The organism is Streptomyces sp. NBC_01446 (genome assembly GCF_026340095.1).
GTDB lineage: Bacteria > Actinomycetota > Actinomycetes > Streptomycetales > Streptomycetaceae > Streptomyces > Streptomyces aureus.
In genome coordinates, this window is the sequence record NZ_JAPEPO010000002.1 from 745,940 (window position 1) to 771,572 (window position 25,633).

Below are 25,633 nucleotides of genomic sequence, written 5' to 3' on the forward strand. Positions count from 1 at the left end.
TGAAAAATGCTTCGTGCGCGCCTGGTCCTGCTCTTCGAGGAATTCCGCCCGGACGGGACTGAAGCGGCCCCGTGACGGCCGTCAGGGATTTGGCAGCTCGGCCCAGATCGTCTTGCCGCGGGCGGAGTGGCGCGTGCCCCAGCGCCTGGCCAGCGTCCCGACAAGGTAGAGGCCGCGGCCTCCCTCGTCGGACTCGTCGGCGAGACGCAAGTGGGGTGCTGCGCCGGTGGAGTCCGTGACCTCGCAGGTGAGCACGTCGTCACGGATCAGACGTAGGCCGATGGTGCCCTCGGCGTAACGAACGGCGTTGGTGACCAGTTCGCTGGCGATCAGTTCGGCGCCGGGGATCAGGTCGTCCAGCCCCCATTCGGCCAGTCGGCCGGCGACCAGCCGCCGGGCCCTGGAGGCGCTGCGCGTGTCGTGGGGCAGCGTCCAGCACCCGAGATCGTGGGGGCCCAGTGCCCGGGTGCGGGCGAGGAGCAGCAGCGTGTCGTCCTCGGGGCCGTCGGGCAGCACGGCGGTCACCAGCGTGTCGCACAGCTGCTGCAGCGGGCGCTCCCAGGCCCGGTCCAGGTGGTGCATGAGGACGGGAAGTCGATCGTCGTCCCGAACTGTGCCGGGCACCAGGCCGTGGTTGAACAGCGCGAGCACACTGTCCGTCGGCAGTTCGACGGTCGTCGACCGGTACGAAGCGGCCCCACGCCCCAGCGCGGGACCAGGAACCAGGTCCAGCACGTACGGCGCTGTCTGCGGGGCCGTGACCACGGGCGGCGGGTGCCCGGCGCTGACGGCCTCGCACTGCAGGGTCACCGGGTCGTACACGACGTACAGGCAGCTCGCCAGCGGGCCATCGTTCATCTCGCGGTCGTGCGCCGTGGAGCCGTCGACCTGCGCCGGGAGTTCCGTCGGCCCTTTGTCCATGGCTACGCCGGCCAACAGCTCATGCAGCCTCGTCAGGAGTTCGGCGGGCTCCAAGTCCATGGCGGCGAACGCGTGGACGGCAGTGCGAACTTGCCCCATCGCGGTGGCTGCGCGCAGCCCACTGCCTCGTACGTCACCCGCCACCAGCGCCACGCGGGCCCCGGACAGCGGGATCACGTCGAACCAGGCTCCGCCCGCCGCCACGGGCAGATACGTGTGGGCCGTCTCCACGGCACGCGTGGCAGGCACGCGCCTCGGCAACAACTCCCGCTGGGCGATCCGGGCCAGGGTTCGCTCGCGCGTGTAGAGACGCGCGTTGTCCAGGCTGAGCGCGGCCCGCGCCGCCAGTTCCCCGGCCACGTCGGCGTCCGCTTCGTCGAACGGCTCCGACTCCCCCGCACGATAGAAAGCGGCGAGGCCCAGAACCACGCCGCGAGCGGCGAGGGGCACTACCAGCAGCGAGTGCACACCGGCGCTCCGGAACAAGGTTGCCCGGTCCGGATCGTGCGACAGCCACGCTTCCGAGTCGTCACCGCCGAGATCGTTCACGACGCGCGGGGTCAGATCGGCGAGCACGTAGGCGTACGGTCTGCCCTGCCGCATGACGCGCACGCAGCCCACCTCATGCACACCGCGCCCGTCCGCTCGTCCCGCCGTCGCGAAGCCCGCCCGGCGTACGGTGATCGGGTCCAGGAGCGGCCCCGGCGCGGGAGCGTCGCCGTGCAGCACGGCGTCGAGCACGTCGACGGCGGCCGCGTCCGCGAAGCCGGGGATCGCGCTCTCGGCCAGTTCCTGCGCGGTACTGAAGACGTCCAGCGAGCTGCCGATCACCGAGTCCGCCCGCTCCAGCAGCTCCAGTCGCTTCTCGGCGCGCTCGCGTCTCGTGATGTCGGTGACGGTCACGGCCAGGCCGAGAGGTTGCCGGTCCCGATCGCGCAGGGGATAGGCCGAGAGGGACAGCGCCCGCCGCTTTCGTCGCTCTCCGTGCGCAGCGTTCACCAGACAGCGCAGGTCACGCACGCGCTCACCTGTTGCCAGGGACGTGCGCAGCGCACGTTGCACGTGGGGAAGCGACAGGCCCGCCTCCAGGGACACACTCTCGTCCGTGTCACCCGGGGCCGGCGTCGCAGGAGCGCTGTTGTCGAAGCGCAGGCTGCGCAGGTCGGAGTCCAGAACGTACAGACCGCCCGCTGCCTCGGCGAACAGGACATCGAGCAGCGCCGCCGCCCTTTCCGTGCCCAGTTGCCGCAACACACCCGGAGGTGCAGATGTCGGCGGCCTGCGCCCCTGCGGGCCCTTTGCATCTTCCACGCCTGGCAGATCTCCCGTGATCTCCCCCGCCTCGGTCGCATCTCCCTTCTCACGATGCCAGGGAGGGAGCTCCTCCGCCTCACAGGGCGGCGGGGCCCGGATGGACTCCCCGGCCGAGCCAGGCGGCTCACCGAACTGATCAGGAGCTGGACGTCGACGAGGTGGGGCTGGGGTGCCGTCCGGCACCGCCACCCCTGGGGACATGTACCTGCACCAGGTGGGCGGCGCGGTCCGCGCTTCGCCCGCCGCCACCGCTTGAAACGACGGTGCGGCGGCTCTCCGCACTGCGGCGGTGCCCATGCTGGGCACCGCCGCCGATGTGCGTGGTCTGTCGCGCCGCCGGTCCGAACTGTTCCGGCCGTCAGCAGATCCGCGGAAGCTGCTCGCCGATCGGCAGGTCGACTACGCGTGTGCCGCCCAGGCCCGTGCGGGCGACCACCATGCCCGGATGCTCTGCGACGGCCTCGCCGATCACTCGCGCGTTCGCGCCCAGCGGATGTGCCCGCATCGCGCTGAGTACGGCGTCCGCGTGTTCGCGTGGGACGAACGCCACGAGTTTGCCCTCGTTGGCCACGTAGAGGGGGTCGAGGCCCAGAATCGCGCACGCGTTGGCGACAGCCGGCGGGACAGGCACGTCACCTTCCTGGATGACGACACCGGCGCCGGAGGCCACCGCGATCTCGTTGAGCGCCGCGCCCAGACCGCCGCGGGTGGGATCGCGCAGCACGTGGAGGTCCTGTGTCACCGCGAGCATGGCCTCCACCAGGCCGCCCAGCGCCGCGCAGTCGCTCTCGATCTCGACACCGAATTCCAGACCCTCACGCACACTCATGATCGCCACGCCGTGAACGCCGATGTCACCGCTGACGATGACGACGTCGCCCGGGACCACACGCTGGGGGCGGATGTCCACGCCTGACGGGATGAGCCCGATCCCGGCCGTGTTGATGAACACCCCGTCTCCGTGACCGCTTTCGACGACCTTCGTGTCACCGGTCACCACCTCGACTCCGGCGCGCCGTGCGGCCGCACCGAGTGTCTCGGCGACCCGGGCCACCACGGACATCTCGACGCCCTCTTCCAGGATGAAACCGCAGGAGAGGTAGGCGGCCCGTGCGCCGCTCATGGCGAGGTCGTTGACGGTGCCGTTGACGGCGAGGTCGCCGATACTGCCGCCCGGGAAGAACAGGGGCCGCACCACGTAGGAATCGGTGGAGAACGCCATCCGGACACCGCCGAGCGAGACGGCGGCGGAGTCGCCGAGCTGCGACAGGGTCTCGCCGCCGAAGGCGGGCGCGAAGACGTGCTGCACCAGCTCGGCGGACAGGGCCCCTCCCCCACCGTGTCCCATCACCACCCTCGGATGATCACGCAACGCGACCGGGCAGGTCCATGCGGTCGGGTCCACGGCTGTCAGTTGGGTGGTCTCAGGCAACGGGGCTCGCCTCCAGCGGCGCGGTGGTGATGTCGAGGCGTCGGTACAGGTAGTAGGCGGCGCACGCGCCCTCACTCGAGACCATCGTCGCTCCGAGTGGATTGCGCGGTGTGCAGGTGGTGCCGAACGCGGCGCACTCGTTCGGCTTCAACAACCCCTGCAGAACCTCGCCGCTGCGGCACTCCGCGGGTTCACGGGTGTCGATGTCACCGACCGAGAACCGGTGCTCGGCGTCGAAGTCCCGGTAACGGGAGGAGAGCCGCCAGCCGCTGTCCGGGATGACGCCGATGCCTCGCCAGGCCCGGTCGGTGCCCTCGAAGACGTCCGCCAGCATGGCCTGGGCCGCGGGGTTTCCCTCGGGCCGGACTGCGCGCGGATAGGCGTTGTCGACGGTGTGTTCACCCCGCTCCAGTTGCAGCACGGTCCGGCGCACGCCTTCCAGAATGTCCAGCGGTTCGAAGCCGGTGACCACGATCGGAACGCGATAGCGGTCCGCGAGTTCGGGGTACTCGCCGACACCCATCACGCTGCATACGTGTCCGGCGGCGAGGAATCCCTGGACCCGGCAGTTCGGAGACTCCATGATCGCCTTGATCGCCGGCGGAACACGCACGTGGGACACCAGGAGACTGAAGTTCTTGATGCCCAGTTTGCGTGCCTGATAGACCGTCATGGCGTTGGGCGGGGCGGTCGTTTCGAAGCCGATGCCGAAGAACACCACTTCCCGGTCGGGGTTCTGCTGGGCGATGTGCAGAGCGTCCAGTGGCGAGTACACGACGCGTACGTCGCCGCCCTCGCCTCGTACCTGGAAGAGGTCTCGGCCGGTGCCGGGCACCCGGAGCATGTCGCCGAAGGAGCAGAAGATCACTCCCGGCCGGGAGGCGATCTCGAGGGCCTTGTCGATGACCTCGAGCGGGGTGACGCACACGGGACACCCCGGACCATGGATCAACTCCACCTGGTCCGGAAGGAGTTGATCGATTCCATGTCGGATGATCGTGTGCGTCTGTCCGCCGCACACCTCCATGAGGGCCCATGGCCTGGTCACCACTGAGTGGATGTCGTCGAGCAGACGCCGTGCCAGGTCCGGGTCCTGGAACTCGTCGAGGTACTTCACTGTTGTGCCTCCTGTGGAACGTCCTTGTCGTCGGCCCACTGAGGTCCGCCTGCTTCGGCCGCAAGCTCCCACGGGTCGCCGAACTCCTCCTGGAGCAGGCCGAGATTCGCGAAGAGCTCCAGCGTCTGCTTGGCCGATTCCTCGTCCAGTTTCTGGAGCGCGAATCCCACGTGGACGATGGCGTATTCGCCCACCTGAAGGTCCGGCAGGTACTCCAGGCACACCTCCTTGACCACTCCGCCGAAGTCGACGGTGGCCATGCGGGTGCCGTCGCGATCCTCGATTTCCGTCACTCTCCCGGGTACCGCCAGGCACATGGGGGGCTCTCCTCACTGTGGTGATCCGATCCGGCTTGCGACTGCGGTGTCATCGGGCGGTTGCACGCCCCGCGATCATCAACTGACCGAGGGCCAGCCCCCCGTCGTTCGGCGGGACTTCGCCGGCTCGCAGCACTGTGAATCCGTCCTGCCCGAGCCCTCGGGCGCAGGCCGAGGAGAGCAGGACGTTGGCGAACACGCCGCCGGTCAGGACGACGGTGTCCGTGCCATGTCGTTCGCGCGCCACCGCACACATCCGCCGCACGAGATCTGCGACTCCGGTATGGAAGCGGGCAGCGATGACCGCCGGTTCCGCGCCTGCGCGAACATCATCGACCACGGCTCTCACCACAGGTCCGGGGTCGGCAGTCATCGGCTCCGAGGTGTCCGGACTCAGCGCGAACCGGTATCCGGCGTCGCCCCCGTCCACGGCCCCCCTCAGCGCGGCCGCCTCCAGCTCGATGGCTGCCTGCGCCTCGTATCCGACCTGGTGGCACACACCTGCCAGGGAAGAGACGGCGTCGAAGAGCCGGCCCATGCTCGACGTCGGCACACAGTTCAGGCTCCGCTCCAACTGCCTTGCCAGTACCCGTCGTTCATCATGCGGGCAGGCGATCACACTGGGCAGGTCGTCCGTCCACGCGATGCCCGCTTGCCGGAGCTGCGCGAGCGCCATGCGGTACGAGCGGCTCACTGCGGCGTCGCCGCCGGGCAGGGGGACGTACGCGAGATGCCCCAGGCGCCGGTACGTGTCGTAGTCCGCGAGCAGGAACTCGCCGCCCCACACCGCCCCGTCGTCGCCGTAGCCCGTGCCGTCGAATGCGACGCCGATGACCGGCCGGCCGCCGTCGAGGCCGTGCTCGGCCATGACCGCGGCGACATGGGCGTGATGGTGCTGCACGCGGACGACCGCGCGGTTGTTCGCGTGCCGTTGGGCCCACTGTCCGGATCGGTAGCCGGGGTGCCGGTCCGCCGCCAGAAGCCCGGGCTGCACACCTGTGATCGACTCCAACTGCCGTTCAGCGCGTGCGAAGGCGTGCTGGGTCTGAAGGTCGTCCATGTCTCCGATGTGCGCGGACAGCCAGGCCTTTCGGCCTTCGCCGAGGCAGAACGTGTTCTTGAGGTCTCCCCCCACGGCGAGCGAGGGCCTGACGGACACCGGCAGGGAGACGGGCAGCGGGGCGTAGCCGCGAGCGCGGCGTACTGTCATACGTTCCCCGTCGCACACGCGCAGCACGGAGTCGTCGCAGGGCACGTGGATGGGGCGGTCGTGGGTGAGCCAGGCGTCGGCCAGAGATGCAAGCCGCTCAAGTGCCTCGGCGTCATCGGTGACGATGGGCTCACCGGCCACGTTGCCGCTGGTCATCACGAGTGCGCGCGGCCCGTCCGGGTCACCGGGCAGGCCGAGCAGCAGGTGGTGCACCGGGGTATACGGAAGCATGACTCCCAGGTCGGGACTGCCCGGCGCCACCGCGTCCGAGAGTCCGCACTGACCTGACGAGACGTCAATTCTGCGCCTCAGCAGGACGATCGGCCGGACACCACCGGTGAGAAGAGTCCGTTCGGGGGGACTGATGTGCACCAGGTGCTCGATGTCGGCGAGGCTTTTCACCATCACCGCGAACGGCTTGTCGCCCCGCCCCTTGCGGCTGCGCAGTGCGGACACGGCCTGGGAGTTCCCGGCGTCGCAGGCGAGGTGGTAGCCGCCGATGCCCTTGACGGCGAGGATGGCGCCTGCGGTCAACAGCGCGCGTGCCTCATGGATCGGGTCGACGTCGGTGTCAGGTCGGGGCGACGCGTACACGAGGCTCAGGCGCGGGCCGCAGGCACGGCAGGAGACGGGCTGGGCGTGGAATCGTCGGTCTCCTGGGTCCGTGTACTCGCGTGCGCAGTCGGCGCACATTGGGAAGCCGGCCATGGTGGTGTGCGCTCGGTCGTACGGGAGTCCGGTGACAATGGTGAAGCGCGGTCCGCAGTGTGTGCACGTGATGAACGGGTGGCGGTGCCGACGATCACCGGGGTCGGCCATTTCGGCGAGGCACGCAGCGCACGTGGCCGTGTCCGGGGAGACGAGTGTGCGCGACGATCCCTGCGACCGCGAGGCGACGATGGCGAATCCGCTGCCGCCTGTGAGGGGGACCTGCTCGTGCTCCACGGACTCCACCAGGGCCAGCGGCGGGGCCTGTTGGGCGATCCGGTCGCAGAACCGTGCGACGGCGGAGTGATCTCCCTCGACCTCCGCGACGACACCGTCTTGGGTGTTCGTCACATGCCCCGCCAGCTCCAGGGACGTGGCCAGGGTGTACAGGAACGGACGGAACCCGACGCCCTGTACGACACCTCGTACGGTGACGCGACGGCGCTGAACCACCTGGTCGACGGCCGGGCCGGGCTGAAGTGCGCTCACGGGAGAGGCCGTGTCATGACGGTGTCGTCCGGGTCGTGGTGGTGATGGTGCTCGTGCGGCTGTCCGGCCATGACCGGTTCGTGGACGGCCCCGCCGTCCGCGACGGCGAGGGCACGATCGAGCAGTTCGCCCACGCCGCCGCCCCGTCGGGCCGAGGTCAGGACCACCTCCACGCCGGGGTTGACCTGCTCGACGTGTGCGCGGAAGGCTTCCTCGTCGAACTCGACGGCTTCGGCGATGTCGGCCTTGGTGACCACGACCAGGTGCGCGAGGCCGAAGGCGGTGGGGTACTTCAGCGGCTTGTCCTCGCCTTCGGTGACTGACGCGAGGACGACGCGCAGGTCCTCCCCGAGGTCGTAGGAGGCCGGGCAGACCAGGTTCCCGACGTTCTCCACGAACAGCAGGCGGGTGGCCGCGGGCAGCCAGCCTTCCAGATGGCGCCCGAGCATCGAGGCTTCGAGATGGCACAGCCCGTCGGTGAGGACCTGCTTGACCGGCACTCCGGACCGGGCCAGACGTCTGGCGTCGTTCTCCGTGGCGAGGTCGGCGGTCAGCGCGGCGGTCGGCACTCCGCGCTCACGCGCGCGCAGGAGTTCGCGTTCCAGCAGGGCTGTCTTCCCGCTCCCCGGGCTGGACAGCAGATTGACCATCGTGGTGCCGCGGCCCGCGAGTTCGGCCCGCAGAGCGTGCGCGGTCGCGTCGTTCTTGGCGAGCACCGCCTGGTGCAAGTCAACGGTTCGGCACATGACTCAGCGCTCCTCGGAGATCGGTTCACAGGTTCGTCGACGGGCGGTCGGCTCTTCCTCCCACCGCACGCTGACGATCTGCAGCTCTCGGCCCGACAGCAGTTCGAGCGTCGGTTCACCACAGCGCGGACAGCAAAGGCGCGGCGGCATGCCCACCGCCCATTCGTCGGCACAAGGTGAGCAGCGTGCCCGGCCGGGCACGGACTCGGTGACAAGCTCTGCCCCCTGGAGGAGGGTTTCGGCGCAGGCGAGTTCGAAGCAGAAGGACAGCGCGTCCGGGACGACGCCGGCGAGCTCCCCCACCTGTAGTCGCACCGAAGTGACCGAGGTGACCCCGCCGTTCAGTTCCGCCGCCTCTTGCACCTGGCCGACGACAGCCATGGCGATGGACATCTCGTGCATCGGTCTCCGTCCTGGCAGAGGCCGATCGTTGGGCGGCCATTGCGCTCGGCTCCATTACAGGGGGCTCGCTGCCGTGCGAGCTCGGGGCTCGCCGACTCCACTGCCCTGGTGCACCGTTCGGCGCAAGGAGCCCGTTACATGCTTCTCATACGCACATAGCGCTGGACGTCGGGCACGATGTGCCGTGCGAGCACGGCGAGCGCGACGACGGCGACGGCGACGGCTCCGATGACGGACTTCTTCATGAATCTCTCCTCACTTACCGGCCTCACGGGCGGCGGTTCCGACCACGGGCGCCTGGCTTTCCCGCACGATCTCCTGGATCACACGTACGGCTTCGGGAACTGCGGCGGCCACCGGAGCACTCAGGCCGATGCCTTCCTCGAGTGTGGCGGGCTCGCAGCCCACCACCACGGTGCGGCCGGGAGGTGTCCCGCCCGTCCCGGAGCAGAGGGTCTCCAACAGGGCCAGGACCGCGTCCGGTGACATGTGGTGGCCGTCGAGCACGGGTCCTTGCGGCGCGATGCCGCCGGGCGAGTCGACGTCGATGCGGTACACCGTTCCCGGGTCACCGCCGCGGGCGGTGGCGTCGACGAGCACCAACGTGTCGTATCCGTCGAGCAGTTGGTACGCGAGATGCACACCGCGTACGCCGATGTCCACGACCTCCACATGCGCGGGTAGTGGGTGTGTGGCGAGTGCGCGCACCGCCTCGACGCCGAATCCGTCGTCGCCGAGAAAGATGTTCCCCACGCCGGCGACGAGGGTGCGGGCGCCGGTCTTGCGGTCCTCGGTCACTCGTCCTCCAGGGGTGCGACCTCGTCGGGCTGGAAGTACAGGAACCGGCCCTGCTCTCGACGGATGTCGGCGCCGGGGTCGCCGTCGACGGTCACCGCCAGGTGCACGCCCCCGTCGACGTCGTGCAGCACGGCCTCGACGAGCGCGGTGCGTCCGTGCAGGAACAGGTCCTGGGCGTCGGTGCGGCGCCGTCCCGCGCGCAGGGTCACCCGGCTTCCGGCACGCACCGGCCGGCCATCGACCAAGATCTCGTCGCGGGCCGGGTCCAGTCCTGCGTCACCCTCCGGATCCCACCAGGGGGTCTCGGGCATGACGACATGGGGCTGACCCGGTTCGACGAGAAGGTCGGCTTCGCCGGTCGCGGTCGGGGCTGAGCCTGTTACTTCCCGGAGGGACCGAACCGCGCCGTGCAGGCGTTCCAGCACCTCGGGGGGCATGGACTCGGCCAGGTCGATCACGGCGGCGGCCTTCGGGTCCGTGCCGCGGGCCTCGCGCTTCTCCTGTTCGGTGAGGGCCGCGGTGCGCAGGGCCAGGATCTCGTCGATCTCGGTGGCGTCGTACAGCGCGCCGGGACTCTCGGGGGCGACGGCCGGGTGGTCCTCCAGGATGATCGGCGAGGACAGCACCAGGTCCGCACGTCCCGGCTCGCCGGCGAGGACCGGCCAGGTGTGCAGGTTGCGGCACGAGGCGACTGCGCCTTTGGCCCATTCCGGAGGGTCGGTCATGGAGAGAAACGAGCCTGCGTCGAGACACAGCAACAGGTGCGTGGCGACGAGCGAGTGCGGGAGCGCGGCGTCGCGGTCGGCTGTGCCGTCAGCCGGGGACCAGGTGCTGGTGTTCTCCACCACGGCGGTCAGCCGGGAGACGCGGTAGGGGCCGTCGACGTCGCGCGTGGAGAGACGTACGACTCCGCTGATCTCTTCACACCGGCGGACCAGTCTTCCCACCAGCCGGCCCTCGGCGTCGTGAACCAGTTCGGTCTCCTCGCGCGCGGGGCGGCTGAAGGGGACAGCGATTCCGTCGGCGGCGAGTTCGGCCACGGTGGCCGTCACCTCGATGCGTTCCTCCACGCCCTCGTCCCAGGGAACCAGCACACGGTCCGGGAGCGACAGTTCGGACGCGTCCTCGAACGAGCCGTCCTGGCGGGCCTGTTGCACCGTGCGGCGCTGAGGATGCAGGAAGCGCACCTCGACCGACAAGGTGGCGCCCGTCCTGGGCTCCACCAGACACTCGGTGTGCTGGAAGTCGTGCTCGTCGCAGTCCGCACCCCAGGCCGGCGGGACCAGCACGCCGAACTGCCAGCGCAGCCGGTTCTTGGCCGCCGACGCCCGATACGGATACAGCACGTAGCCCTCGAACAGCACCACGTCGGCCACCGCGCGGGCGACGGCGAACCGTGACTCGGTCTCCTGGCTGAACACGGCTGTCGTCACGGCGCCGGCCTCTCACTGGTCTGGGACAGAGCGTCCGCGGCAGCGGATTCCAGGAGGGTGCGCACCGTCGCCTCCCAGGAGGACAGCGCCCGCCGTGATCGGAACTCCAGCAGGTCGTCCATGGTGTCGCGGGGCAGCCTCACCCAGCCGGCACCCGGGAAGTGCTGGTCGATCATCTCCTGCCACACCTTGACCGGCATGAGGTACGGGGCCTCGCGGTCCCAGGGCACGGGTTCGACGTGGAAGCCTCCGTCCCCGGTGAACGCGGTCCCGGAGAAGAGCATGAGGAGCGGCACGTCGCCACTCGACAGGGCGTGGAAGTAGCGGGTGGAGGCCACGTCCATGTCGTACGTGCAGGGCACGACCAGGTCGACCTCCGTCTGCCCGGTGAAACTGGGGACCATGAGGGAGATCTGCGCGAACTGCAACGGCTGGAGGGTGCTGCCCCAGCGGGCTCGCCGGCCGAAGAGGTCATGCAGTCCGTCGGCCTCTTCGGCGTCGTAGCCGCGCCTGGCCGGTTCGATGCGCAGTTGGCAGCGCAGGGCGAGCGCGTGCACGCGTGTCCGCTCGGAAGCGTTGACGCGCAGCCGGAAGACCAGGGTGGGACCGGCGGCGTACTGGTCGGCGCGGACGCCGACGCAGGAGAACGAGAACTCCGTCATCGGCGGCGTGCCTCCTCCGGTGTCCCGGCCCGCTGCGCGATGTGGTCGAAGAACGCGGTCAGATCGGCGCGGGCCTCCGCCCCGCCGTCGAAGCCCTGCCACAACATGCGCATCCGTCCGACGAGTTCGTAGCAGATGTCGACCGGCACGAGATAGCACTCGGTCCGCTCCTCGACCCGGCGCAGGAGCAGAGCCTCCACGTCGGGTTCGAGCAGTTCGGCCAGGCGGCTGTTCCCGAGCGCGGTCTGCCAGGTGGACGGGTCTAGTTCGCTCTCGGTGGCGCCGGCCGGGCTGGGGTAGAGCGCGACCAGTCGGTCCAGCGAGGCATTGCGGAAGAAGAACGCGACGCTGACCGGGATCTGCAGAAGCTCCCAGACTCCCTGGTCGAGTCCGTGGTCCGGGTCTGCCAGATAGCGGTCCGGGACGGTGCGGAACCTCCCGCCGCCCGCGCCGCCCTGCTCGAAGAGCATGGCGCACGGCGTGCAGGCGCAGGCGAGGGAGCGGTTCGCGGTGTCGACCATGTGCCGGTGGTTGCCGTCGTCGACCGGCGCTCCGCACAGTTCGCACACCTCGGGCCGGGACATACGCGGCGCGGCGAACCGCCGCAGCCCCGATGCAGGCGGACTTGTCCGCTTGTGTGGCGTGCTCATGGTGTCTTCGGCGAGGCGGGTGCGCTGCCGAGTGCGCCGGAGGGCGGCCGCGAGATCTGCAGCAGAGGCGGTTCCTGCGAGGAAGCCGCCTCCTCGATCTCGACCGTCGTCACTTCCGGCGCGAAACAGGAGAGGACAGCCTCCACCTCCTGCCGGCCGGCCGCCGCGGTGCTCGCGCAGCCGCAGCCCGAGCTCTCCGCGGAGCGCAGGTGCAACGTGCCGGTGGCATCGTCGAAGCTCAGAAACTCGACAGGATAGCTGCGCACGCCTCCCAAGGCGCGGGCGATGCGTGCGGGGGTGTCCTCCGGGTGCAGGTCGTGCAGAACCAGCAGGCTGGTGACCACGGCGTCGTCGAGCAGCGCGGCGAACGGGTCGTCCTTGGCCTTGGGGGCTTCGAGCAGCGAGACCATGCGGGCCAGGCCTGTGCCGTAGAAGTCCATGAGTACGCGCACCAGTTCCTCAGCCGCGCCGGCGGCTTCGGAGTCACCCTCGGCGGTCAGGTGGTCGATGATCTCCTCGACCCGCCGGCCGGCCTCCTCCGCGTTCGCCGCCGTTCCGCCGGGCGACCGGGCCGCGGTGGTGGACGCGCTCATCCGGCCAGGCCGCTCAGTCCGGTCGGCACGTGCATCTTCTGCACGGTCTTGCCGCCGCCGACGTACATGTGGACACCGCAAGGCAGACAGGGGTCGAAGCTGCGCACCGCCCGCATGATGTCGATGCCCTTGAAGTTCTCCGGGGTGTTCTCCTCGAAGATCGGTGTGTTCTGCACGGCGTCCTCGTACGGGCCCGGGGTCCCGTAGGTGTCCCGCACGCTGGCGTTCCACGGAGTCGGCGGATAGGGATGGTAGTTGGCGATCTTTCCGTCGCGGATCACCATGTGATGGGACAGGACTCCGCGTACCGCCTCGGTGAAGCCGACGCCCAGGCCCTCGTCCGGCACCTCGAACTTCTCCCAGGTCTGGGTACGCCCGGCGCGGACCTCCGCCAGGCCCTTCTCGGCGCAGTGCAGCGCGATGGCTGCGGCATAGGCCTGGAAGTAGGTGCGGGCCCGGTTGCGCTCCAGCGCGTTGCTCCACTTCGGGATCTTCCACTCGAAGCGGGTCTCGGGCTTGGTCATCGAGCGGGGCAGGGTGATGACGACGCTGTTGCCGGTGGCCTTGACGTAGTCGGTGTCGACGAGTCCCGACAGCGCGGTCGACCACAGGCGGGCGAGGGGGCCACCGCCGGTGTCGAGCGCCAGGTAGTCCTTGCCGTCGAACCACCGAGGCGACATCACCCAGCTGTAGTTGCCCTCGAAGTCGCGCTTCTGGGGGGCCGGGATCGTGTGCTGGTTCCAGGGGTGGCGCGGGTCGACCGGATTGCCGAGCGGGTCGTGGGTGACGAACTGCTCCTTGCCCTGCCAGTCCTCGTAGTACGAACTGCCGAGCAGGATACGGATGCCCAGGTTGATCTCGGTGAGGTCGTTGGTGACGAGTTTGCCGTCCACGATGATGCCCGGGGTGACGAACATCTTCCGTCCCCAGTCGGTCATGTTGGCGTACGTGAAGTCGCAGTACTCGGGGTCGTTGAGCGCGCCCCAGCAGCCGAGCATCACGCGGCGGCGTCCTACTTCCTCGTACCCGGGCAGGGCCTCGTAGAAGAAGTCGAACAGGTCGTCGTGCAGGGGGACTACGCGCTTCATGAACTCCACGTAGCGCATGAGGCGGCTCATGTAGTCGGTGAAGAGCTGGACGGACGCGATGGTTCCCACGCCGCCCGGGTAGAGCGTGGAGGGGTGCACATGGCGGCCCTCCATCAGGCAGAACATCTCGCGCGTGTAGCGGCTGACCTGGAGGGCCTCGCGGTAGAACTCGCCCTCGATCGGGTTGAGCGAGCGCATGATGTCGGCGATCGTGCGGTAGCCATGCTCTGCCGCGTGCGGCGCCTCGGTGCGCTCCGCGAGTTCCAGAACGCCGGGATTCGTCTCGCGGACCATCTTCTCGCAGTAGTCGACCCCTACCAGGTTCTCCTGGAAGATGTTGTGGTCGAACATGTACTCGGCGGACTCTCCGAGGTTGATGATCCACTCAGCGAGGTGCGGCGGCTTCACTCCGTACGCCATGTTCTGCGCGTACACCGAGCAGGTGGCGTGGTTGTCGCCGCAGATGCCGCAGATGCGGCTGGTGATGAAGTGCGCGTCACGGGGGTCCTTGCCCCGCATGAAGACGCTGTAGCCGCGGAAGACCGACGACGTGCTGTAGCACTCCGCCACCCGCTTCTGCTTGAAGTCGATCTTGGTGTGAATGCCGAGGCTGCCCACGATCCGGGTGATCGGATCCCAGGACATCTCCACCAGGCCGTTACTGTCGGTCTTCGTCTTCGGTGCCATCTTCTGTGCAGCGCCCTTCGTCAAGTCTTCGTACGGGAGGTCGGATCACCTGGGACGGCCACCCCGAAGGCGCGCCGTGCGGTACATGCACTCACCACGGCGGCCGGTATCCGGTCGTCAGCTCGTCGCCCCGGTGACGCCACTTCGGCTCCTTGTCCACGGTCTTGGCCGTGATGGAGCGGAGCTTTCGGATCACCGACCCGTACGCGCCGCTCGCCGCGCTGGAAAGCTTGCCGCCGGGCGGCTCGTCCATGAACGGCATGAACTTGTCGGGGAAGCCGGGCATGGTGCAGGCGATGCAGATGCCGCCGACGTTCGGACAGCCGCCGATGCCGTTCATCCAGCCGCGCTTGGGCACGTTGCACTTGACGACCGGTCCCCAGCAGCCAAGTTTGACCAGGCACTTGGGCGAGTCGTAGGTGGTGGCGAACTGGCCCTGCTCGTAGTAGCCGGCCCGGTCGCAGCCCTCGTGGACGGTGGCCCCGAACAGCCAGGTCGGACGGAGCTTGTCGTCCAGCGGAATCATCGGAGCCGACCCTGCCGCCTGGTAGAGCAGGTAGGTCAGGGTCTCGGAGAAGTTGTCCGGCTGGATCGGGCATCCCGGTACGCACACGATCGGGATGCCCGCCTGGGACTTCCAGTCCCAGCCGAGGTAGTCGGGGACGCCCATGGCACCGGTCGGGTTGCCCGCCATCGCGTGGATGCCGCCGTACGTGGCGCAGGTCCCGATGGCGACGACGGCGAGCGCCTTGGGCGCGAGCCGGTCGATCCACTCGCTCGTCGTGATCGGCTGGCCCGTCTCGGGATCGTCGCCGAACCCGCACCAGTAACCCTCGCGCTTGATGCCCTCGTTGGGGATGGACCCCTCGACGACCAGCACGAACGGGTCGATCTCGCCGCGCTCCCCCTTGAAGAACCACTCGATGAAGGTGTCCGCGCCACCTACCGGTCCGCACTCGAAGTCGATCAGCGGCCAGTGGACGGCGATCTTCGGCAGTCCGGGAAGCACGCCGAGCACGATCTCCTCAATGCTCGGCTGCATGGCGGCCGTCAGGGCCACGGAGTCACCGTCGCAGCTCAGTCCCGCGTTGATCCAGAGGATGTGAATCGTCGGGGATTCATCCTCTGCGGGCGTATCAGGCACGTCGGAATCGACCACGGTCGACGCTGCTGCATCCATAGGGATGCCTCCTAGGGGGAGGTATACAACGAAAGGGCACAATTGGGCCCTCGTATTCCTTGATAGCAGGCACCCGGTCGCTGCGCGACGTGGCCGTGCGCAGCCGTGAGCGGACCACCCGGACAGGTCACCGGCCCGTCGCACCTACGCGGATCAAGTGGGACGGCGTCTCCGCGGGCGGCTGCTTGCGGACGAACGCACGCCGCAACGCGTGGTACGGGGCATCGGGATCCGAAAAGGTGCGGAGCATGCTGGAGAGCTCCGCTTCCCGGTACAGGGACAGCGGCCTGACGGATTCGTCCAGCTCCCGCGCCTGCTTCTTCGACGCGATGCGCTCCTGCATTCCGGAGGACTTGGCGAGCCGGACGGCCGAACGGGTGACCTCGCCCGAGAAATCCTGCGGGCAGCACTCGATCAGCCGGTCCACCAGCCCCAGCCGCCACCCCGCCGATGCGCTCACCGGCAGCGCCTCCTGGGTCAGGCGGTCGGCCGCCTCGGCGCCCACGCGGCGCGGCAGCGTGTAGGTCCAGTACTCGGACCCGTACAGCCCCATCAGACGGTAGTGCGGGTTCAGCACCACGCCCGCACGGCACCACACTTCGTCCGCGGCGAGCGCCAGCATGGCCCCGCCCGCGGCGGCGTTGCCGCCCAGGGCACTGACCACCAGCCGGTCGGTGGTGGTCAGGACGGCCTCGACCAGGTCGTTCATCGCGTTGATGTTGGCCCAGGACTCGGCGCCCGGATCGTCGGCCGCGTCAATCACGTTCAGATGGATGCCGTTGGAGAAGAAGTCCCGGGTGCCGCCGAGGACAAGCACGGTGGTGGGTCGCGAGCAGGCGGTCACGTAGGCGTCGAGCAGGCGCCGGCAGTGCGATGTGCTCATGGCGCCGCCCGGGAAGGAGAAGGACAGGAAGCCGACCGCCCCCTCCTCGCGGTAGCGGATGTCGGACCAGGTACGCCGGTCACGGTCCGCGGCAGGCACGAAGCTGCTGCTTTCGGAAAGCCCCGACAGCTCGGGACGGACCGGCAGCTCGGGAAGCGCGGGCAGCCGGCCGGCGAGGGCCTGAACCGCAGGCAGCTTGAACGGCCTCGGCTCCCCCGGTCTGCGGCGGGGCCTCAGTTCGGGAATCCACACGGCACCATCCGCTGTCGCCCGGCAGATCGCGCCGGCTCTGGTGGCGAGCAGTTCCCCAGGGCGCCCCTTCAACTCATCCTCCGGGTAGCCCCCGTGCAAGTGCCACTCACTGCCCAGGAGTTCGTCCAGCACACCTGGGGACGAGTCGGCGGCGCGCAGCTTGCGCAGCACGGTCTCGGTACTGTCCCGCTGCCAGCGGATGCGCCGCAGGCTCTGGGGATAGGCGGGGCGGGTTCCTGCCGCTGCCCTGTTCCGCAACTGAGCCTGGGGCTGGGGCGCATGGACGCCCGAGGCGAATCGGTCGACGGCCAGGAGCACCGCCGCCGACGCGGCGTCCGACACCTCGTTCCGGTACAGGTCGCTCTTTCCGACCCGGGGCACCGGAAAGGCGACCGATGCCCACACGTCGCCGGCGTCCATCTCCCCGTTGGCCTGGAGCACGGTGACGCCCCAACGCTCCACGCCCGCGTTGATCGCCCAGTCGAGCGAGGAGGGACCCCGATCACCGACGGGGCCGGGGTGGACGATGAGGCATGTGTGCTTCCGCCACACGTCCTCGGGGATGGCCCGCTTCAGCATGGGCGCGATGACCAGCTCCGGCTCACAGCCCCCGAGTGCGTCGCGCAGTGCATCGTCACTGGAAGCCAGATGCACGTCCAGGGTGTGGCCTCGGTCCCGCAACTCGGCGTGGACACGCTGAGTGAGGCTGTTGAACGCGCTCGCCACCAGCAGAATGTGCACGGCAACCTCCCATAGCCCCGGAGCAGCGGCCGGAGCGGCTCCGGCCACCCGCGATCCTCGGACACGGGGCAGGAGCCACACCGAAGCCGGGCCGCGCCGTCACTCCAAAGCGCAGGGGTTGACGACCACTCGGCGCACGTGCGAGTCATCGGCAGCGGTGTCAGGGCGACCGACTGCTTCTGGGCTCGGCCGGAGCCGCGCAACGGATGCGCGCCACGTCCCGGCCCCACCGGCTTCGACAAGCCAATGCAGGAGCGCAGGACCGAGGTTGAGCGGACGATCAAACACTTCCCGCGCCGCGCTTACGGAGATATCGGTGCCGCCTCACCTTCAGGAACGCACCTGAAGCGGTTCTCCGCAGCCCGTGACGGCGCTGTGTCAGAGGGACCCTTCGACGTACGACGCCAGGTTCGCCAGCGAGGAAGCGATCCCGGCCTCATGGGCGGCTTGGTCGATTCCGGGTGGAACGTCCGTGGCAGTGACAGTCACTTCGGTCCCGAGGCCTGTGGCAGTCAGACTCCAGGTCATCGTCATGGTGCCCGCGTACGACGGGTCGTCGGACGCGAACACCGCACGCTGCACCACGCGCTCGGGTGGCACCAGGGCAGCAAACCCGACGTCGACGACATCCGTCGAAGCGGACGCCTTGCCTGGGTTGTCGGCAGCGTCGAGATAGGTGAGAACCATGCGAAACCCGCCACCGGGCCTGGGATCCCACCGCTCCACCCGCCCGCTCATGCCGTCCGGCGGCAGCCACGCCTCGATGGACTCCCGATCCACCAGGGCGCCGTAGACGATCGCCGGTGGCGCTGCGATCAGCCGCCTTGCGCTGTCAGTCCTACCCATGGGCCCGATTCTAGGACTGAGGTCCCATCAGCCGAGGATGTCGCCGGTCGGCCAGAGCGAAGGAACAGCACGGTGCCCCGACCAGCCGACCGCCCGCCCCGCGTGGCCGCTGTCGAACTCCGCCACCCCCTGGCCGCGCACCTGGGCCAGAGCCCGCATCCACCCCGTCGTCGCCGGGGCGATGACCGGCGTGGGGAAGGGCGACTGACAGCCGCTCCTGAGACGCCGACCCGACGAGCACAGCCGGCCCTCGGTCCACGTTCTCGGAATCCCGGACATCAGCGACTCACACACCGTCGGGGTCGAACTCCCGGAAGATCAGGACCAGTCGGTCCCGTACGCCCGACCACTCGGCTTCGAGGTCGCCCTCGCTCAGGCCGACCGCCCGTGCCATGAGCAGCAGGCCGCGCATCGCGCTGATGGCGGTGAGCAGGCTCGTGTCGAATCCGGGACGATCGGCCACCTCGCCCACGAGCCGGTGCACCGCGTCCGACAGCGCGGCGTCGAGGCGTGTGTCGAACCGGCGCAGCGCGTCGCGCCCGGTCACCTTCTCGGCCGGGGCCGGTTTCACGAGTGCCAGACCGTCCTCGAGATCGCGCTCACGCAAGCGGACCGGGCCACCGACCGGCGTATGGACCTCTCGCTGCGCAACGCCCTCGGCCTCACCCTCATGCACCGGGCCCGTTTCCCGGAGGCGCTCACCTGCCTCAACGAGGCACTGGCACTCAGCCGTGAGCGCTCGGACAGCCGCGAGGAGGCCCGGGCCCTGGTCGGGCTGGGGACCGCCGGGCCGAGCACGGACCGAGGCAGGCGAGGAGTTTCCTGGCTCGCCTCGGGACTGGAACTGGCTCAGCAGTGTGACGATCACTGGCTCGCCGCGATGGCGTCCTTGGCCCTCGGGCTCATCCACCACGCCCAGGGGCGCAATGAGGAAGCGCTGGCCTGCTTCCGCGCCGCGTTTGTCCCCAGCATGGTCCTCGGCCACCCTCGCGCGATCCACAGGGCCCTCACGTCCACCCTCGACCTCTACCTCTACCTCGACCGCCCCGGGACCCAGACCCTGCTCCGTCAGGTGGCCGGCCTCATTCAGGAGACCGGCGACGTCCCTCTGCACACGCTCGCCCTGACCAGACTGGGTACAGCAGAGCACAGCGCAGGAGACCTGACCGCCGCCGTGGCCGCCTACCGACACGCTCTCGCACAGCACCGGACTCTGGCACCACGAGACGATCCCGATCACGACCGCAATGAGATGGACATCCGCTGCAAGCTGGGCCACTCCTACTACGCGGCGGGCCAGATCGCCGCTGCGAGAGACCAGTTCAGCACCACACTCGCCATTCCCGGCGCCGCCAGGTATCCAAGGGGGCACGCGCAGGTGGTCGAAGGGCTAAGCCGCTCCGGAACTCTCGGGCAGTGACACGCTGCGGGTTCCGGCCTCACGCGTCCGCGACCCAGCTCCCGTGGAAGCCGAGGGGTACCCGGCCCGGCAGGTGGATACGGGCCAGGGGGCGGGCGGTGAAGTCCTGGGCGGAGAGGATCACCAGGTCGCTGGCTCCGCGGTCGGGATCGTGCACGTAGGACAGGAGGTAGCCGTCGTCCTCGTCCCGTGCCCCGCGGCGTGGGACAAACACCGGCTCTCCGGCCGCCGCGCCGTGCGGGAAGCGGTGCACCTGCCGGCTGCCGCGCAGCATGTCGTGCTTGACCAGGCAGTTGGTGAACTTGTCGTCCGGCGGCACCCCGTCGACCGTTTCGTAGGCGCGCCACATCTCCGCGGCGCTTGCCGTGTATGCGAAGCGGTGCCGTCGCGACACCAGGGACTCGTTGACGCGGGGGAACTCCTGCGGCAGGTCGTCGAGCCGGGTGCTGGTCACTCGGCCCGCACGCAGGTCGATGGTCCAGCGGTCGAGTGCGGGTGTGCCGGTCGTGGAGGGCCCGCCGTTGCCCCGGCCCGCGGCGTAGAACGGGGCGGGCATGGTGGTCAGTTCCATGACGACGGTGTCGCCCTGGTCGTACGCGTTGAGCGTGTGCGAGTAGAACACCGGATCGATCTCGAACCAGCGCGTGGCGCCGCCACTTCGAGGCATCACACCCACCCGCATCGGGTGCTTCGGGTTCCACACATAGGGCACGGGCGCGCCCGCCTCGGCGGCTGCCATGTCGAAGGTGATCGGCACGTCGACGATCACCACGTACTTCCCGGTCAGGGCGAAGTCGTGCATCATCGGCGCGTCCGCGACCGGGATCCTGGTGGTCCGTGCCACGCGGCCGGTCCCGTCGATCACGAGGTGCCGCACGTGGTCCCAGGTCGGGTAGTACGCCACCGCGTGCAGTTCGTCCGCCGCCGCGTCGTACTTGGTGTGCGCGGTGAACGCGCCCTCCAGCGTGGAGCGGAAGTCGTAGGGCCGCACCGTGTTCAACTCGCCGTCCAGTTCGTACGGCAGCGGTCCGCTCTCCTGGAGGGCCAGGATGCGGCCCTTGTACGGGATGACGTGTGTGTTGCAGGCGAAGTCGTCCGGCGGGGCCTGGCCCGGGTACGGCTCACCCAGTTTCCGTGCCACCTGCGAGGAACGCACCCATCGGTTGCGATACCACTCGGCGCGCCCGCCGCGCAGCCGCACCCCGTGCACCATGCCGTCGCCGAGCATCCAGTGGTGGGCCCGCGGGTCCTCAACTCCCAGAGCGTTGGGGCCGGTACGCAGGTAGCGGCCGTCCAGGTCGCGTGGCACCCGGCCGCTCACCTTGAGGCCGAACGCCGTGAGTTCCTCGGTGACCGGCGCGAACGCGCCCTCCAGGAACGGAGTTGACTCCCCGTCCCCGGCCGCCGTGCCGCGGATGGCGGCCTGTGCCTCGGTGGCGTGGAAACCGGGACCGTAGCCCCCGACCACGCTTCCGGCTGCCGCGATTGCCGCTCCCTGGAGGATCCTTCGGCGTGTGTGACCGCTCATCGCTCTTCCCCGTCCTTGGCCGGTGCCCGGCGTTTCTTCACCGGTGCTGGGAAAAGCCTGCCGCGCGGCCGACGGCGAGTCAGGTGGCCTGGGCCCCGTCTGGGGGTGGTGCCGGCAACACCCCCACCAGGGTCGCTAACCGGGAACGTCAGCCGTGTCCCGGCCGGCGGGAACCTCACCCGTGTCAGGGCCCCCGGCCAGCCGCAGTGTCGCGACGGCTGCCAGGCCCGCCGCGATGCCGAAGGTGAGTGCGGCCGGGGCGCCGGTGCCGAGCGCCGAGAACCGGTGCACGGGCCCGTACACGCCGGCCGTGTCGTCAATCGCCATGTGCAGCACTTGGCTCGCCAGCAGCCCCAGTACGGTGGCGCAGACCGCGCCCACCGCCATCGCCGGCACCGTGGCGCGCGTGAGCAGGCCGGGCAGCAGTCGCAGCGTCCACCACACCACGGCCAGCATGAGCACGTCGACGGCTCGGTACAGCAGCCAGTCCCCCAGCCCAGTGCTCGCGGGGCCCGTCCAGCCACCGAGCAGCAGCCACTGGCGCAGCAGGTCGCCGGGCTCGGACAGCAGTCCTCCACCGTCGAACGAGGTCTGGATCCGGGCCGCCACCGATTGGTACGAGAGGACCACCAGCGACAACGCGACCACCACTGTCCCCGCGCTCGCGGCCATGCGGGCAGCGCGCGGCGGCACGCTGTGCCGGGGCAGCGGATCCTCACCCTTGGCGGTGACACGCGCCACGAGCACCGTGACCGCGGCGGTCAACAGCCCTGTGAACACCGTGACCGGGCCACTCGACGCGATCACACCCGCCAGCGCCGGCAGCACCCGGTAGCTGCCGTGCCCCCTGGACGCGATCAGCCAGGGCGCGGAGACGGTCACGGCCAGCGTTCCGGCCACCGGGGCCCAGGCCCACAGCGCGAGCAACGTGGCCGGCGTACGGCCCTGCGTCGGCGGGATCCTGCGGACCAGGAGCAGCGCACCGGCCAGGAAGAACACGAAGACCGCCACGAATCTGATCTGCATCGCCGTGCTGTACAGATCGGCGTACTGGGTGCCTCCCCCCATCGCCGTGCTTCCACCGACAGGGCCGCCGGACATCAGCTCCGCCGTTGAGTCGTACGACCAGGGTGCGAGCCAGCGTTCGAGTTCGGTCACGGACTGGGGGTCGAACACGCTGGTGGTGCCGCGCAGTTGCAGTGCCTGCGTGCTCGCCCCCGCCCACCACAGCAACAGCGTGATGAGCAGGCCTCCGACCAGTGCCGGTATCACCGCGCGCCGATATGTCATGTGTCGTCCCCCGCCTCGGCCCTGCAGCTGTATGTGCTGCGATGAGCGGAAGAATAAGGGGTGGCGATCTCGTACGGCATGCGTCCCGCCCTACCGCTGCGGCGGGCGCCGCGACACCCCGTCGTGGCCCGTACAGCACGCGTCTACTCGGCGAGATCGCGGACAAGGTCCAGGATCTCCACCTGATGGCGCAGGTCGAGAGAGGTCGTGGGTTCGTCCAGCAGCAGCACTTCGGTGTCCTGCGCCGGTCGGCTTCCCACTGCCGTTCGGGCCGATCAGCGCTGTGACCTGACCTTTTGGGAACTCCCCGCCCCCATCACGCGTTACGGTGGACGACCTGATCGTTTGAGAAGTAGCACGACGGCCGCGCCGTCGTCGGGGGAAGTGAGCAACCATGGCCATGGTGGGCCTTTTCTGGATCGCCGAGGGCGATGTGTACGTGGGCGCAAAGCCGTCCGGTCTGGCTCCTGGGGTACGCCTGACCCCCGAGGGCGTGGTGGGCCTCGGCGACAGACAGTCCGGCCTCCACCTGTGGGAGGACGTGACCGCCCTGACGGTGGCGGACGTCCCCGTGAAGTCCCTGAAGCGGCGGGTCGGCGTGGTCAAGGACCTGGCTCTGAGCGCGGTGACGGAGCTGGCGCTGCCCGTGAGCTCCGGCCGGCTCGACGATGCCCCGCCACTGATGACCGTGCACGTGGAATCAGCCGGCGGCGACCACGAGTTGGCGGCCTACGTTGCCGCGGCCGTCGGGTACCCCCAGACCGAGGTCGACCTCTCCCTCACCCTGCTGTCCCGCCTCACGCAGGGCGCCGCGACGATGGAGACGACGCTGGCGGCGATGTCGGCGTGGGGCCGCGCGTGGGAGGGCGGGTCACCCAGGAGCGGGGAGCGGGAGGCGCTGTTGCGGGAGTGGGGAGCGGGAGGCGCTGTTGCGGGAGTGGGCGGCCTAGTAGACCGTCGTAGCTAATTTTTGGGATAAAGGTGACGTAGTTTGGTGCGTGCGTCGTGGGTGGTGAACTGCCAGTTCACTTGGCGTTGGTCGGTGTTGGTGGCGTTCTGCCAGGCTGTGAGTTCGGTGTTGAGGATGTCGAGGTCGTTGATCCGGCGGTCGAGGCATTGGCGGGTCAGCGCGGAGAGTTCGATCTCGGCGATGTTGAGCCATGACCCGTGTTTGGGCGTGTGGTGGATCTCGAGGCGTTGGGCCAGCGCGAAGGCCTCTTCTGGTTCGAAGGCCTCGTACAGTGAGGCGATGGTGTGGGTGTTGAGGTTGTCCATCACCAGCACCACGGCCTCGGCGTCGGGGTAATCCACGCTCAGCAGCTGTTTGATCTGGCCGGCCCAGTCGATCCGGGTCCGCTGGGACAGTGCCTGAACTCGACGCCACCCGCGCAGGGGTTCGACCCACACGAAGATTGAGCACGTGCCGCAGCGGATGTACTCGCTGTCCTGGCAGGTGTCGTGGCCAGGGCGGGCCGGGAGCGGGGCGCGGGCATGGTCGAGGAGCTGGTAGGGCTTCTCGTCCATGCACACGACCGGACGTGCTGGGTCATAGGGCCGGGCATAGATGGCCAGTACGTCTTCCATCCGGGCCGCGAACTGCGCGTTTGCCTTCGGTGGGATGGTCCAGCACTTCTTCAGATGAGGACGCAGTTTCGTTTTTTTAAGACCCGCCCGATGGTGGAGTGATCCAGGTTCGGGATGTCCTCGACCAGCGCGACATGCTTCTCCAGCAGCCGCAGGGACCACCGGGTATAGCCCTGGGGTGGCTGTGAGCATGCCATCGCGATCAGCCGGGCTTCGACCTCACCGGTCACCGGCGAGGGTACCGGCGGCAGCTCGCGCTTCTTCCGGGCGATCGTGGCGTGAACATCGCCACCGGTCTCGGCGAACCGCTTGGCCACCAGCCGCAGTGTCTCGCCCGAGACTCCGGCCCGGGCCGCGACCGCGTCCTGCGAGCCGATCGCGCCTGCAGAGGTGTCGAGCGCGAGCAGCACCCGCGCCCTCCTGATCACCGAGGCTGGATGGATACCCGTCGTGGTTACCCGAACCAGCTCTTCACGATCAGCCGCGGTCAGCACCACCGGCCTCTTCTTCTGCGAACCCATCACCCCAACTCCCGTCCGGCAGAAGGGAAGCAACATCTGCCGGACCCCACCATCCCAACCAAACAACCCAGAACTAAGCAACGACACGCTACTAGGGTCTCCGACCCTTACCGCACGCAGTCATGGCCGGCCGGCCGCCGCACCATCGTCGGCGTCCGGCCTGCTGATCCCTCTTCTACGTAGTGACGTGCCGGATACCGTTCTGGCGCAACTGGACCGGACGGCACGGTAGCCGCACTCCCGCTCGGCACTCACCCGGTCGCCCCCTGAGCCGTAGGGCCGTCCTGCGTGTGCTCGGTGAAGCGGCCGATCGACTCGGCGACGACGATCGGCTTGTCGATGCCGTCCGCCTCGATGGTCATCTGCGTCAGGACGTTGACCTGTCCGGGCTTCACCACGTCGACCGACAGGAACGTTCCGCGCATCCGGATACGCGAGTTCACCGGCAGCGGAGAGATGAACCGGACTTTGTTGTAGCCGTAGTTGAGGCTGTGCGCGAAGCCGTCGAACGCCATCAGTTCCTCCATGAAGCGGGGACCTCGCGACAGGCTGTACAGGCCGTGCGCGATGGTCGATCCGAACGGGCTCTGCGCCGCACGCTCGGGATCGACATGGATCCACTGGTGATCGCCGGTCAGGTCGGCGAAGGCGTTGATCCGTTCCTGTGTCACGGTGTGCCACTGGGTCGGGCCGATCTCGGTGCCGATGAGGTTCACCAGATCTTCGACGGTCGTCGGGCGCAGCTGTGCCGCGGTCTCGGTCATGGCAGCTCCTGGAATCCGGGGGACGCCGACGACGGTATTCGAAGATGAATCCGGCTT

Annotated in this window: 25 protein-coding genes and 1 pseudogene; 2 read left to right on the top strand and 24 right to left on the bottom strand. The window is 69.1% G+C overall.

The window, feature by feature from the left end:
* Positions 1-81: 81 nt before the first annotated feature.
* The 18 genes from OG456_RS41020 to OG456_RS41105 all read right to left on the bottom strand — a co-directional run bounded on the left by OG456_RS41020 (position 82) and on the right by OG456_RS41105 (position 19,076).
* Complete coding sequence (locus OG456_RS41020; RefSeq protein WP_266570159.1) at positions 82-2,175, bottom strand: SpoIIE family protein phosphatase; 2,094 nt, start codon at positions 2,173-2,175, stop codon at positions 82-84.
* A gap of 418 nt (positions 2,176-2,593) precedes the next feature.
* Positions 2,594-3,667, bottom strand: a complete 1,074-nt coding sequence (gene hypE / locus OG456_RS41025; protein ID WP_323136443.1) for a hydrogenase expression/formation protein HypE — start codon at positions 3,665-3,667, stop codon at positions 2,594-2,596.
* The gene (gene hypD, locus OG456_RS41030) at positions 3,660-4,784 is read right to left on the bottom strand and encodes a hydrogenase formation protein HypD (protein ID WP_266570160.1); all 1,125 of its coding nucleotides are present in this window, start codon (positions 4,782-4,784) and stop codon (positions 3,660-3,662) included. The genes hypE and hypD overlap by 8 nt, the downstream gene beginning before the upstream one ends.
* A complete protein-coding gene (locus OG456_RS41035; RefSeq protein ID WP_116504436.1) occupies positions 4,781-5,101 on the bottom strand; it encodes a HypC/HybG/HupF family hydrogenase formation chaperone in 321 nt (106 codons plus the stop codon). The genes hypD and OG456_RS41035 overlap by 4 nt, the downstream gene beginning before the upstream one ends.
* 49 nt (positions 5,102-5,150) lie before the next feature.
* Positions 5,151-7,508, bottom strand: coding sequence for a carbamoyltransferase HypF (gene hypF, locus OG456_RS41040; RefSeq protein ID WP_266570162.1), 2,358 nt, complete (start codon positions 7,506-7,508; stop codon positions 5,151-5,153).
* On the bottom strand, positions 7,505-8,254 hold the full coding sequence (gene hypB, locus OG456_RS41045) for a hydrogenase nickel incorporation protein HypB (protein ID WP_266570163.1): 750 nt from the start codon (positions 8,252-8,254) through the stop codon (positions 7,505-7,507). Before hypB ends, hypF begins: the two co-directional genes overlap by 4 nt.
* 3 nt (positions 8,255-8,257) lie before the next feature.
* The gene (locus OG456_RS41050; RefSeq protein ID WP_266570164.1) at positions 8,258-8,656 is read right to left on the bottom strand and encodes a hydrogenase maturation nickel metallochaperone HypA; all 399 of its coding nucleotides are present in this window, start codon (positions 8,654-8,656) and stop codon (positions 8,258-8,260) included.
* 255 nt (positions 8,657-8,911) lie between these two features.
* Positions 8,912-9,454, bottom strand: coding sequence for a hydrogenase maturation protease (locus tag OG456_RS41055; RefSeq protein WP_266570165.1), 543 nt, complete (start codon positions 9,452-9,454; stop codon positions 8,912-8,914).
* Positions 9,451-10,887, bottom strand: coding sequence for a hypothetical protein (locus OG456_RS41060; protein ID WP_266570166.1), 1,437 nt, complete (start codon positions 10,885-10,887; stop codon positions 9,451-9,453). The genes OG456_RS41055 and OG456_RS41060 overlap by 4 nt, the downstream gene beginning before the upstream one ends.
* Complete coding sequence (locus OG456_RS41065; RefSeq protein WP_266570167.1) at positions 10,884-11,549, bottom strand: DUF6084 family protein; 666 nt, start codon at positions 11,547-11,549, stop codon at positions 10,884-10,886. Before OG456_RS41065 ends, OG456_RS41060 begins: the two co-directional genes overlap by 4 nt.
* The gene (locus tag OG456_RS41070; RefSeq protein ID WP_266570168.1) at positions 11,546-12,199 is read right to left on the bottom strand and encodes a DUF5947 family protein; all 654 of its coding nucleotides are present in this window, start codon (positions 12,197-12,199) and stop codon (positions 11,546-11,548) included. Before OG456_RS41070 ends, OG456_RS41065 begins: the two co-directional genes overlap by 4 nt.
* On the bottom strand, positions 12,196-12,792 hold the full coding sequence (locus OG456_RS41075) for a hypothetical protein (protein ID WP_266570169.1): 597 nt from the start codon (positions 12,790-12,792) through the stop codon (positions 12,196-12,198). Before OG456_RS41075 ends, OG456_RS41070 begins: the two co-directional genes overlap by 4 nt.
* Entirely contained in the window at positions 12,789-14,567 is a 1,779-nt protein-coding gene (locus OG456_RS41080) for a nickel-dependent hydrogenase large subunit (protein WP_266570170.1), read from the bottom strand. Before OG456_RS41080 ends, OG456_RS41075 begins: the two co-directional genes overlap by 4 nt.
* A gap of 91 nt (positions 14,568-14,658) precedes the next feature.
* Positions 14,659-15,747 carry a hydrogenase expression protein HypE gene (locus OG456_RS41085; RefSeq protein WP_266570171.1) on the bottom strand — a complete coding sequence of 363 codons (1,089 nt, stop codon included), beginning with the start codon at positions 15,745-15,747 and terminating at the stop codon, positions 14,659-14,661.
* Positions 15,748-15,874: 127 nt separating this feature from the next.
* A complete protein-coding gene (locus tag OG456_RS41090) occupies positions 15,875-17,623 on the bottom strand; it encodes a hydrogenase maturation protein (protein ID WP_266570172.1) in 1,749 nt (582 codons plus the stop codon).
* Between the two features lie 378 nt (positions 17,624-18,001).
* On the bottom strand, positions 18,002-18,469 hold the full coding sequence (locus tag OG456_RS41095; RefSeq protein ID WP_266570173.1) for an SRPBCC family protein: 468 nt from the start codon (positions 18,467-18,469) through the stop codon (positions 18,002-18,004).
* Positions 18,470-18,496: 27 nt separating this feature from the next.
* Positions 18,497-18,628 carry a hypothetical protein gene (locus tag OG456_RS41100; protein ID WP_266570174.1) on the bottom strand — a complete coding sequence of 44 codons (132 nt, stop codon included), beginning with the start codon at positions 18,626-18,628 and terminating at the stop codon, positions 18,497-18,499.
* 127 nt (positions 18,629-18,755) lie between these two features.
* The gene (locus OG456_RS41105; RefSeq protein WP_266570175.1) at positions 18,756-19,076 is read right to left on the bottom strand and encodes a hypothetical protein; all 321 of its coding nucleotides are present in this window, start codon (positions 19,074-19,076) and stop codon (positions 18,756-18,758) included.
* Between the two features lie 24 nt (positions 19,077-19,100).
* Here OG456_RS41105 and OG456_RS41110 point away from each other — a divergent pair, with 24 nt between their 5' ends.
* Positions 19,101-19,889, top strand: a complete 789-nt coding sequence (locus tag OG456_RS41110; protein WP_266570176.1) for a tetratricopeptide repeat protein — start codon at positions 19,101-19,103, stop codon at positions 19,887-19,889.
* Positions 19,890-19,908: 19 nt separating this feature from the next.
* On the opposite strand, the gene OG456_RS41115 is transcribed toward OG456_RS41110, so the two are convergent.
* The 3 genes and pseudogenes from OG456_RS41115 to fecE form a co-directional block, all read right to left on the bottom strand.
* On the bottom strand, positions 19,909-21,417 hold the full coding sequence (locus tag OG456_RS41115; protein WP_266570177.1) for a carotenoid oxygenase family protein: 1,509 nt from the start codon (positions 21,415-21,417) through the stop codon (positions 19,909-19,911).
* 135 nt (positions 21,418-21,552) lie between these two features.
* Positions 21,553-22,707: a hypothetical protein gene (locus OG456_RS41120; RefSeq protein WP_266570179.1), complete on the bottom strand. Its 1,155-nt coding sequence runs from the start codon at positions 22,705-22,707 to the stop codon at positions 21,553-21,555.
* 146 nt (positions 22,708-22,853) lie between these two features.
* A pseudogene (gene fecE, locus OG456_RS41125) lies at positions 22,854-22,952 on the bottom strand (Fe(3+) dicitrate ABC transporter ATP-binding protein FecE); the annotation flags it as partial.
* Between the two features lie 149 nt (positions 22,953-23,101).
* On the opposite strand from fecE, the gene OG456_RS41130 reads away from it, so the two are divergent.
* On the top strand, positions 23,102-23,674 hold the full coding sequence (locus tag OG456_RS41130) for a hypothetical protein (protein WP_266570180.1): 573 nt from the start codon (positions 23,102-23,104) through the stop codon (positions 23,672-23,674).
* On the opposite strand, the gene OG456_RS41135 is transcribed toward OG456_RS41130, so the two are convergent.
* The 3 genes from OG456_RS41135 to OG456_RS41145 all read right to left on the bottom strand — a co-directional run bounded on the left by OG456_RS41135 (position 23,671) and on the right by OG456_RS41145 (position 25,576).
* Entirely contained in the window at positions 23,671-24,453 is a 783-nt protein-coding gene (locus OG456_RS41135; protein WP_266563810.1) for an IS630 family transposase, read from the bottom strand. The two genes, OG456_RS41130 and OG456_RS41135, sit on opposite strands and share 4 nt — an antisense overlap.
* On the bottom strand, positions 24,342-24,812 hold the full coding sequence (locus OG456_RS41140) for a helix-turn-helix domain-containing protein (protein ID WP_266563812.1): 471 nt from the start codon (positions 24,810-24,812) through the stop codon (positions 24,342-24,344). The genes OG456_RS41135 and OG456_RS41140 overlap by 112 nt, the downstream gene beginning before the upstream one ends.
* 251 nt (positions 24,813-25,063) lie before the next feature.
* Positions 25,064-25,576 (bottom strand): MaoC family dehydratase, encoded by a 513-nt coding sequence (locus tag OG456_RS41145; RefSeq protein WP_266570181.1) that lies wholly within the window; start codon positions 25,574-25,576, stop codon positions 25,064-25,066.
* Between the last annotated feature and the right edge of the window lie 57 nt (positions 25,577-25,633).

What these genes read in the sequence shown, in the direction of transcription:
- OG456_RS41140 (WP_266563812.1), bottom strand. Translation starts at nt 24,812, where the DNA reads ATGGGTTCGCAGAAGAAGAGGCCGGTGGTGCTGACCGCGGCTGATCGT.
- OG456_RS41050 (WP_266570164.1), bottom strand. Translation starts at nt 8,656, where the DNA reads ATGCACGAGATGTCCATCGCCATGGCTGTCGTCGGCCAGGTGCAAGAG.
- OG456_RS41070 (WP_266570168.1), bottom strand. Translation starts at nt 12,199, where the DNA reads ATGAGCACGCCACACAAGCGGACAAGTCCGCCTGCATCGGGGCTGCGG.
- OG456_RS41065 (WP_266570167.1), bottom strand. Translation starts at nt 11,549, where the DNA reads ATGACGGAGTTCTCGTTCTCCTGCGTCGGCGTCCGCGCCGACCAGTAC.
- OG456_RS41075 (WP_266570169.1), bottom strand. Translation starts at nt 12,792, where the DNA reads ATGAGCGCGTCCACCACCGCGGCCCGGTCGCCCGGCGGAACGGCGGCG.
- OG456_RS41120 (WP_266570179.1), bottom strand. Translation starts at nt 22,707, where the DNA reads ATGACATATCGGCGCGCGGTGATACCGGCACTGGTCGGAGGCCTGCTC.
- OG456_RS41095 (WP_266570173.1), bottom strand. Translation starts at nt 18,469, where the DNA reads ATGGGTAGGACTGACAGCGCAAGGCGGCTGATCGCAGCGCCACCGGCG.
- OG456_RS41145 (WP_266570181.1), bottom strand. Translation starts at nt 25,576, where the DNA reads ATGACCGAGACCGCGGCACAGCTGCGCCCGACGACCGTCGAAGATCTG.
- OG456_RS41080 (WP_266570170.1), bottom strand. Translation starts at nt 14,567, where the DNA reads ATGGCACCGAAGACGAAGACCGACAGTAACGGCCTGGTGGAGATGTCC.
- OG456_RS41115 (WP_266570177.1), bottom strand. Translation starts at nt 21,417, where the DNA reads ATGAGCGGTCACACACGCCGAAGGATCCTCCAGGGAGCGGCAATCGCG.
- OG456_RS41035 (WP_116504436.1), bottom strand. Translation starts at nt 5,101, where the DNA reads ATGTGCCTGGCGGTACCCGGGAGAGTGACGGAAATCGAGGATCGCGAC.
- hypB (WP_266570163.1), bottom strand. Translation starts at nt 8,254, where the DNA reads ATGTGCCGAACCGTTGACTTGCACCAGGCGGTGCTCGCCAAGAACGAC.
- OG456_RS41100 (WP_266570174.1), bottom strand. Translation starts at nt 18,628, where the DNA reads ATGCGGGCTCTGGCCCAGGTGCGCGGCCAGGGGGTGGCGGAGTTCGAC.
- OG456_RS41130 (WP_266570180.1), top strand. Translation starts at nt 23,102, where the DNA reads ATGGCCATGGTGGGCCTTTTCTGGATCGCCGAGGGCGATGTGTACGTG.
- OG456_RS41110 (WP_266570176.1), top strand. Translation starts at nt 19,101, where the DNA reads ATGGACCTCTCGCTGCGCAACGCCCTCGGCCTCACCCTCATGCACCGG.
- OG456_RS41085 (WP_266570171.1), bottom strand. Translation starts at nt 15,747, where the DNA reads ATGGATGCAGCAGCGTCGACCGTGGTCGATTCCGACGTGCCTGATACG.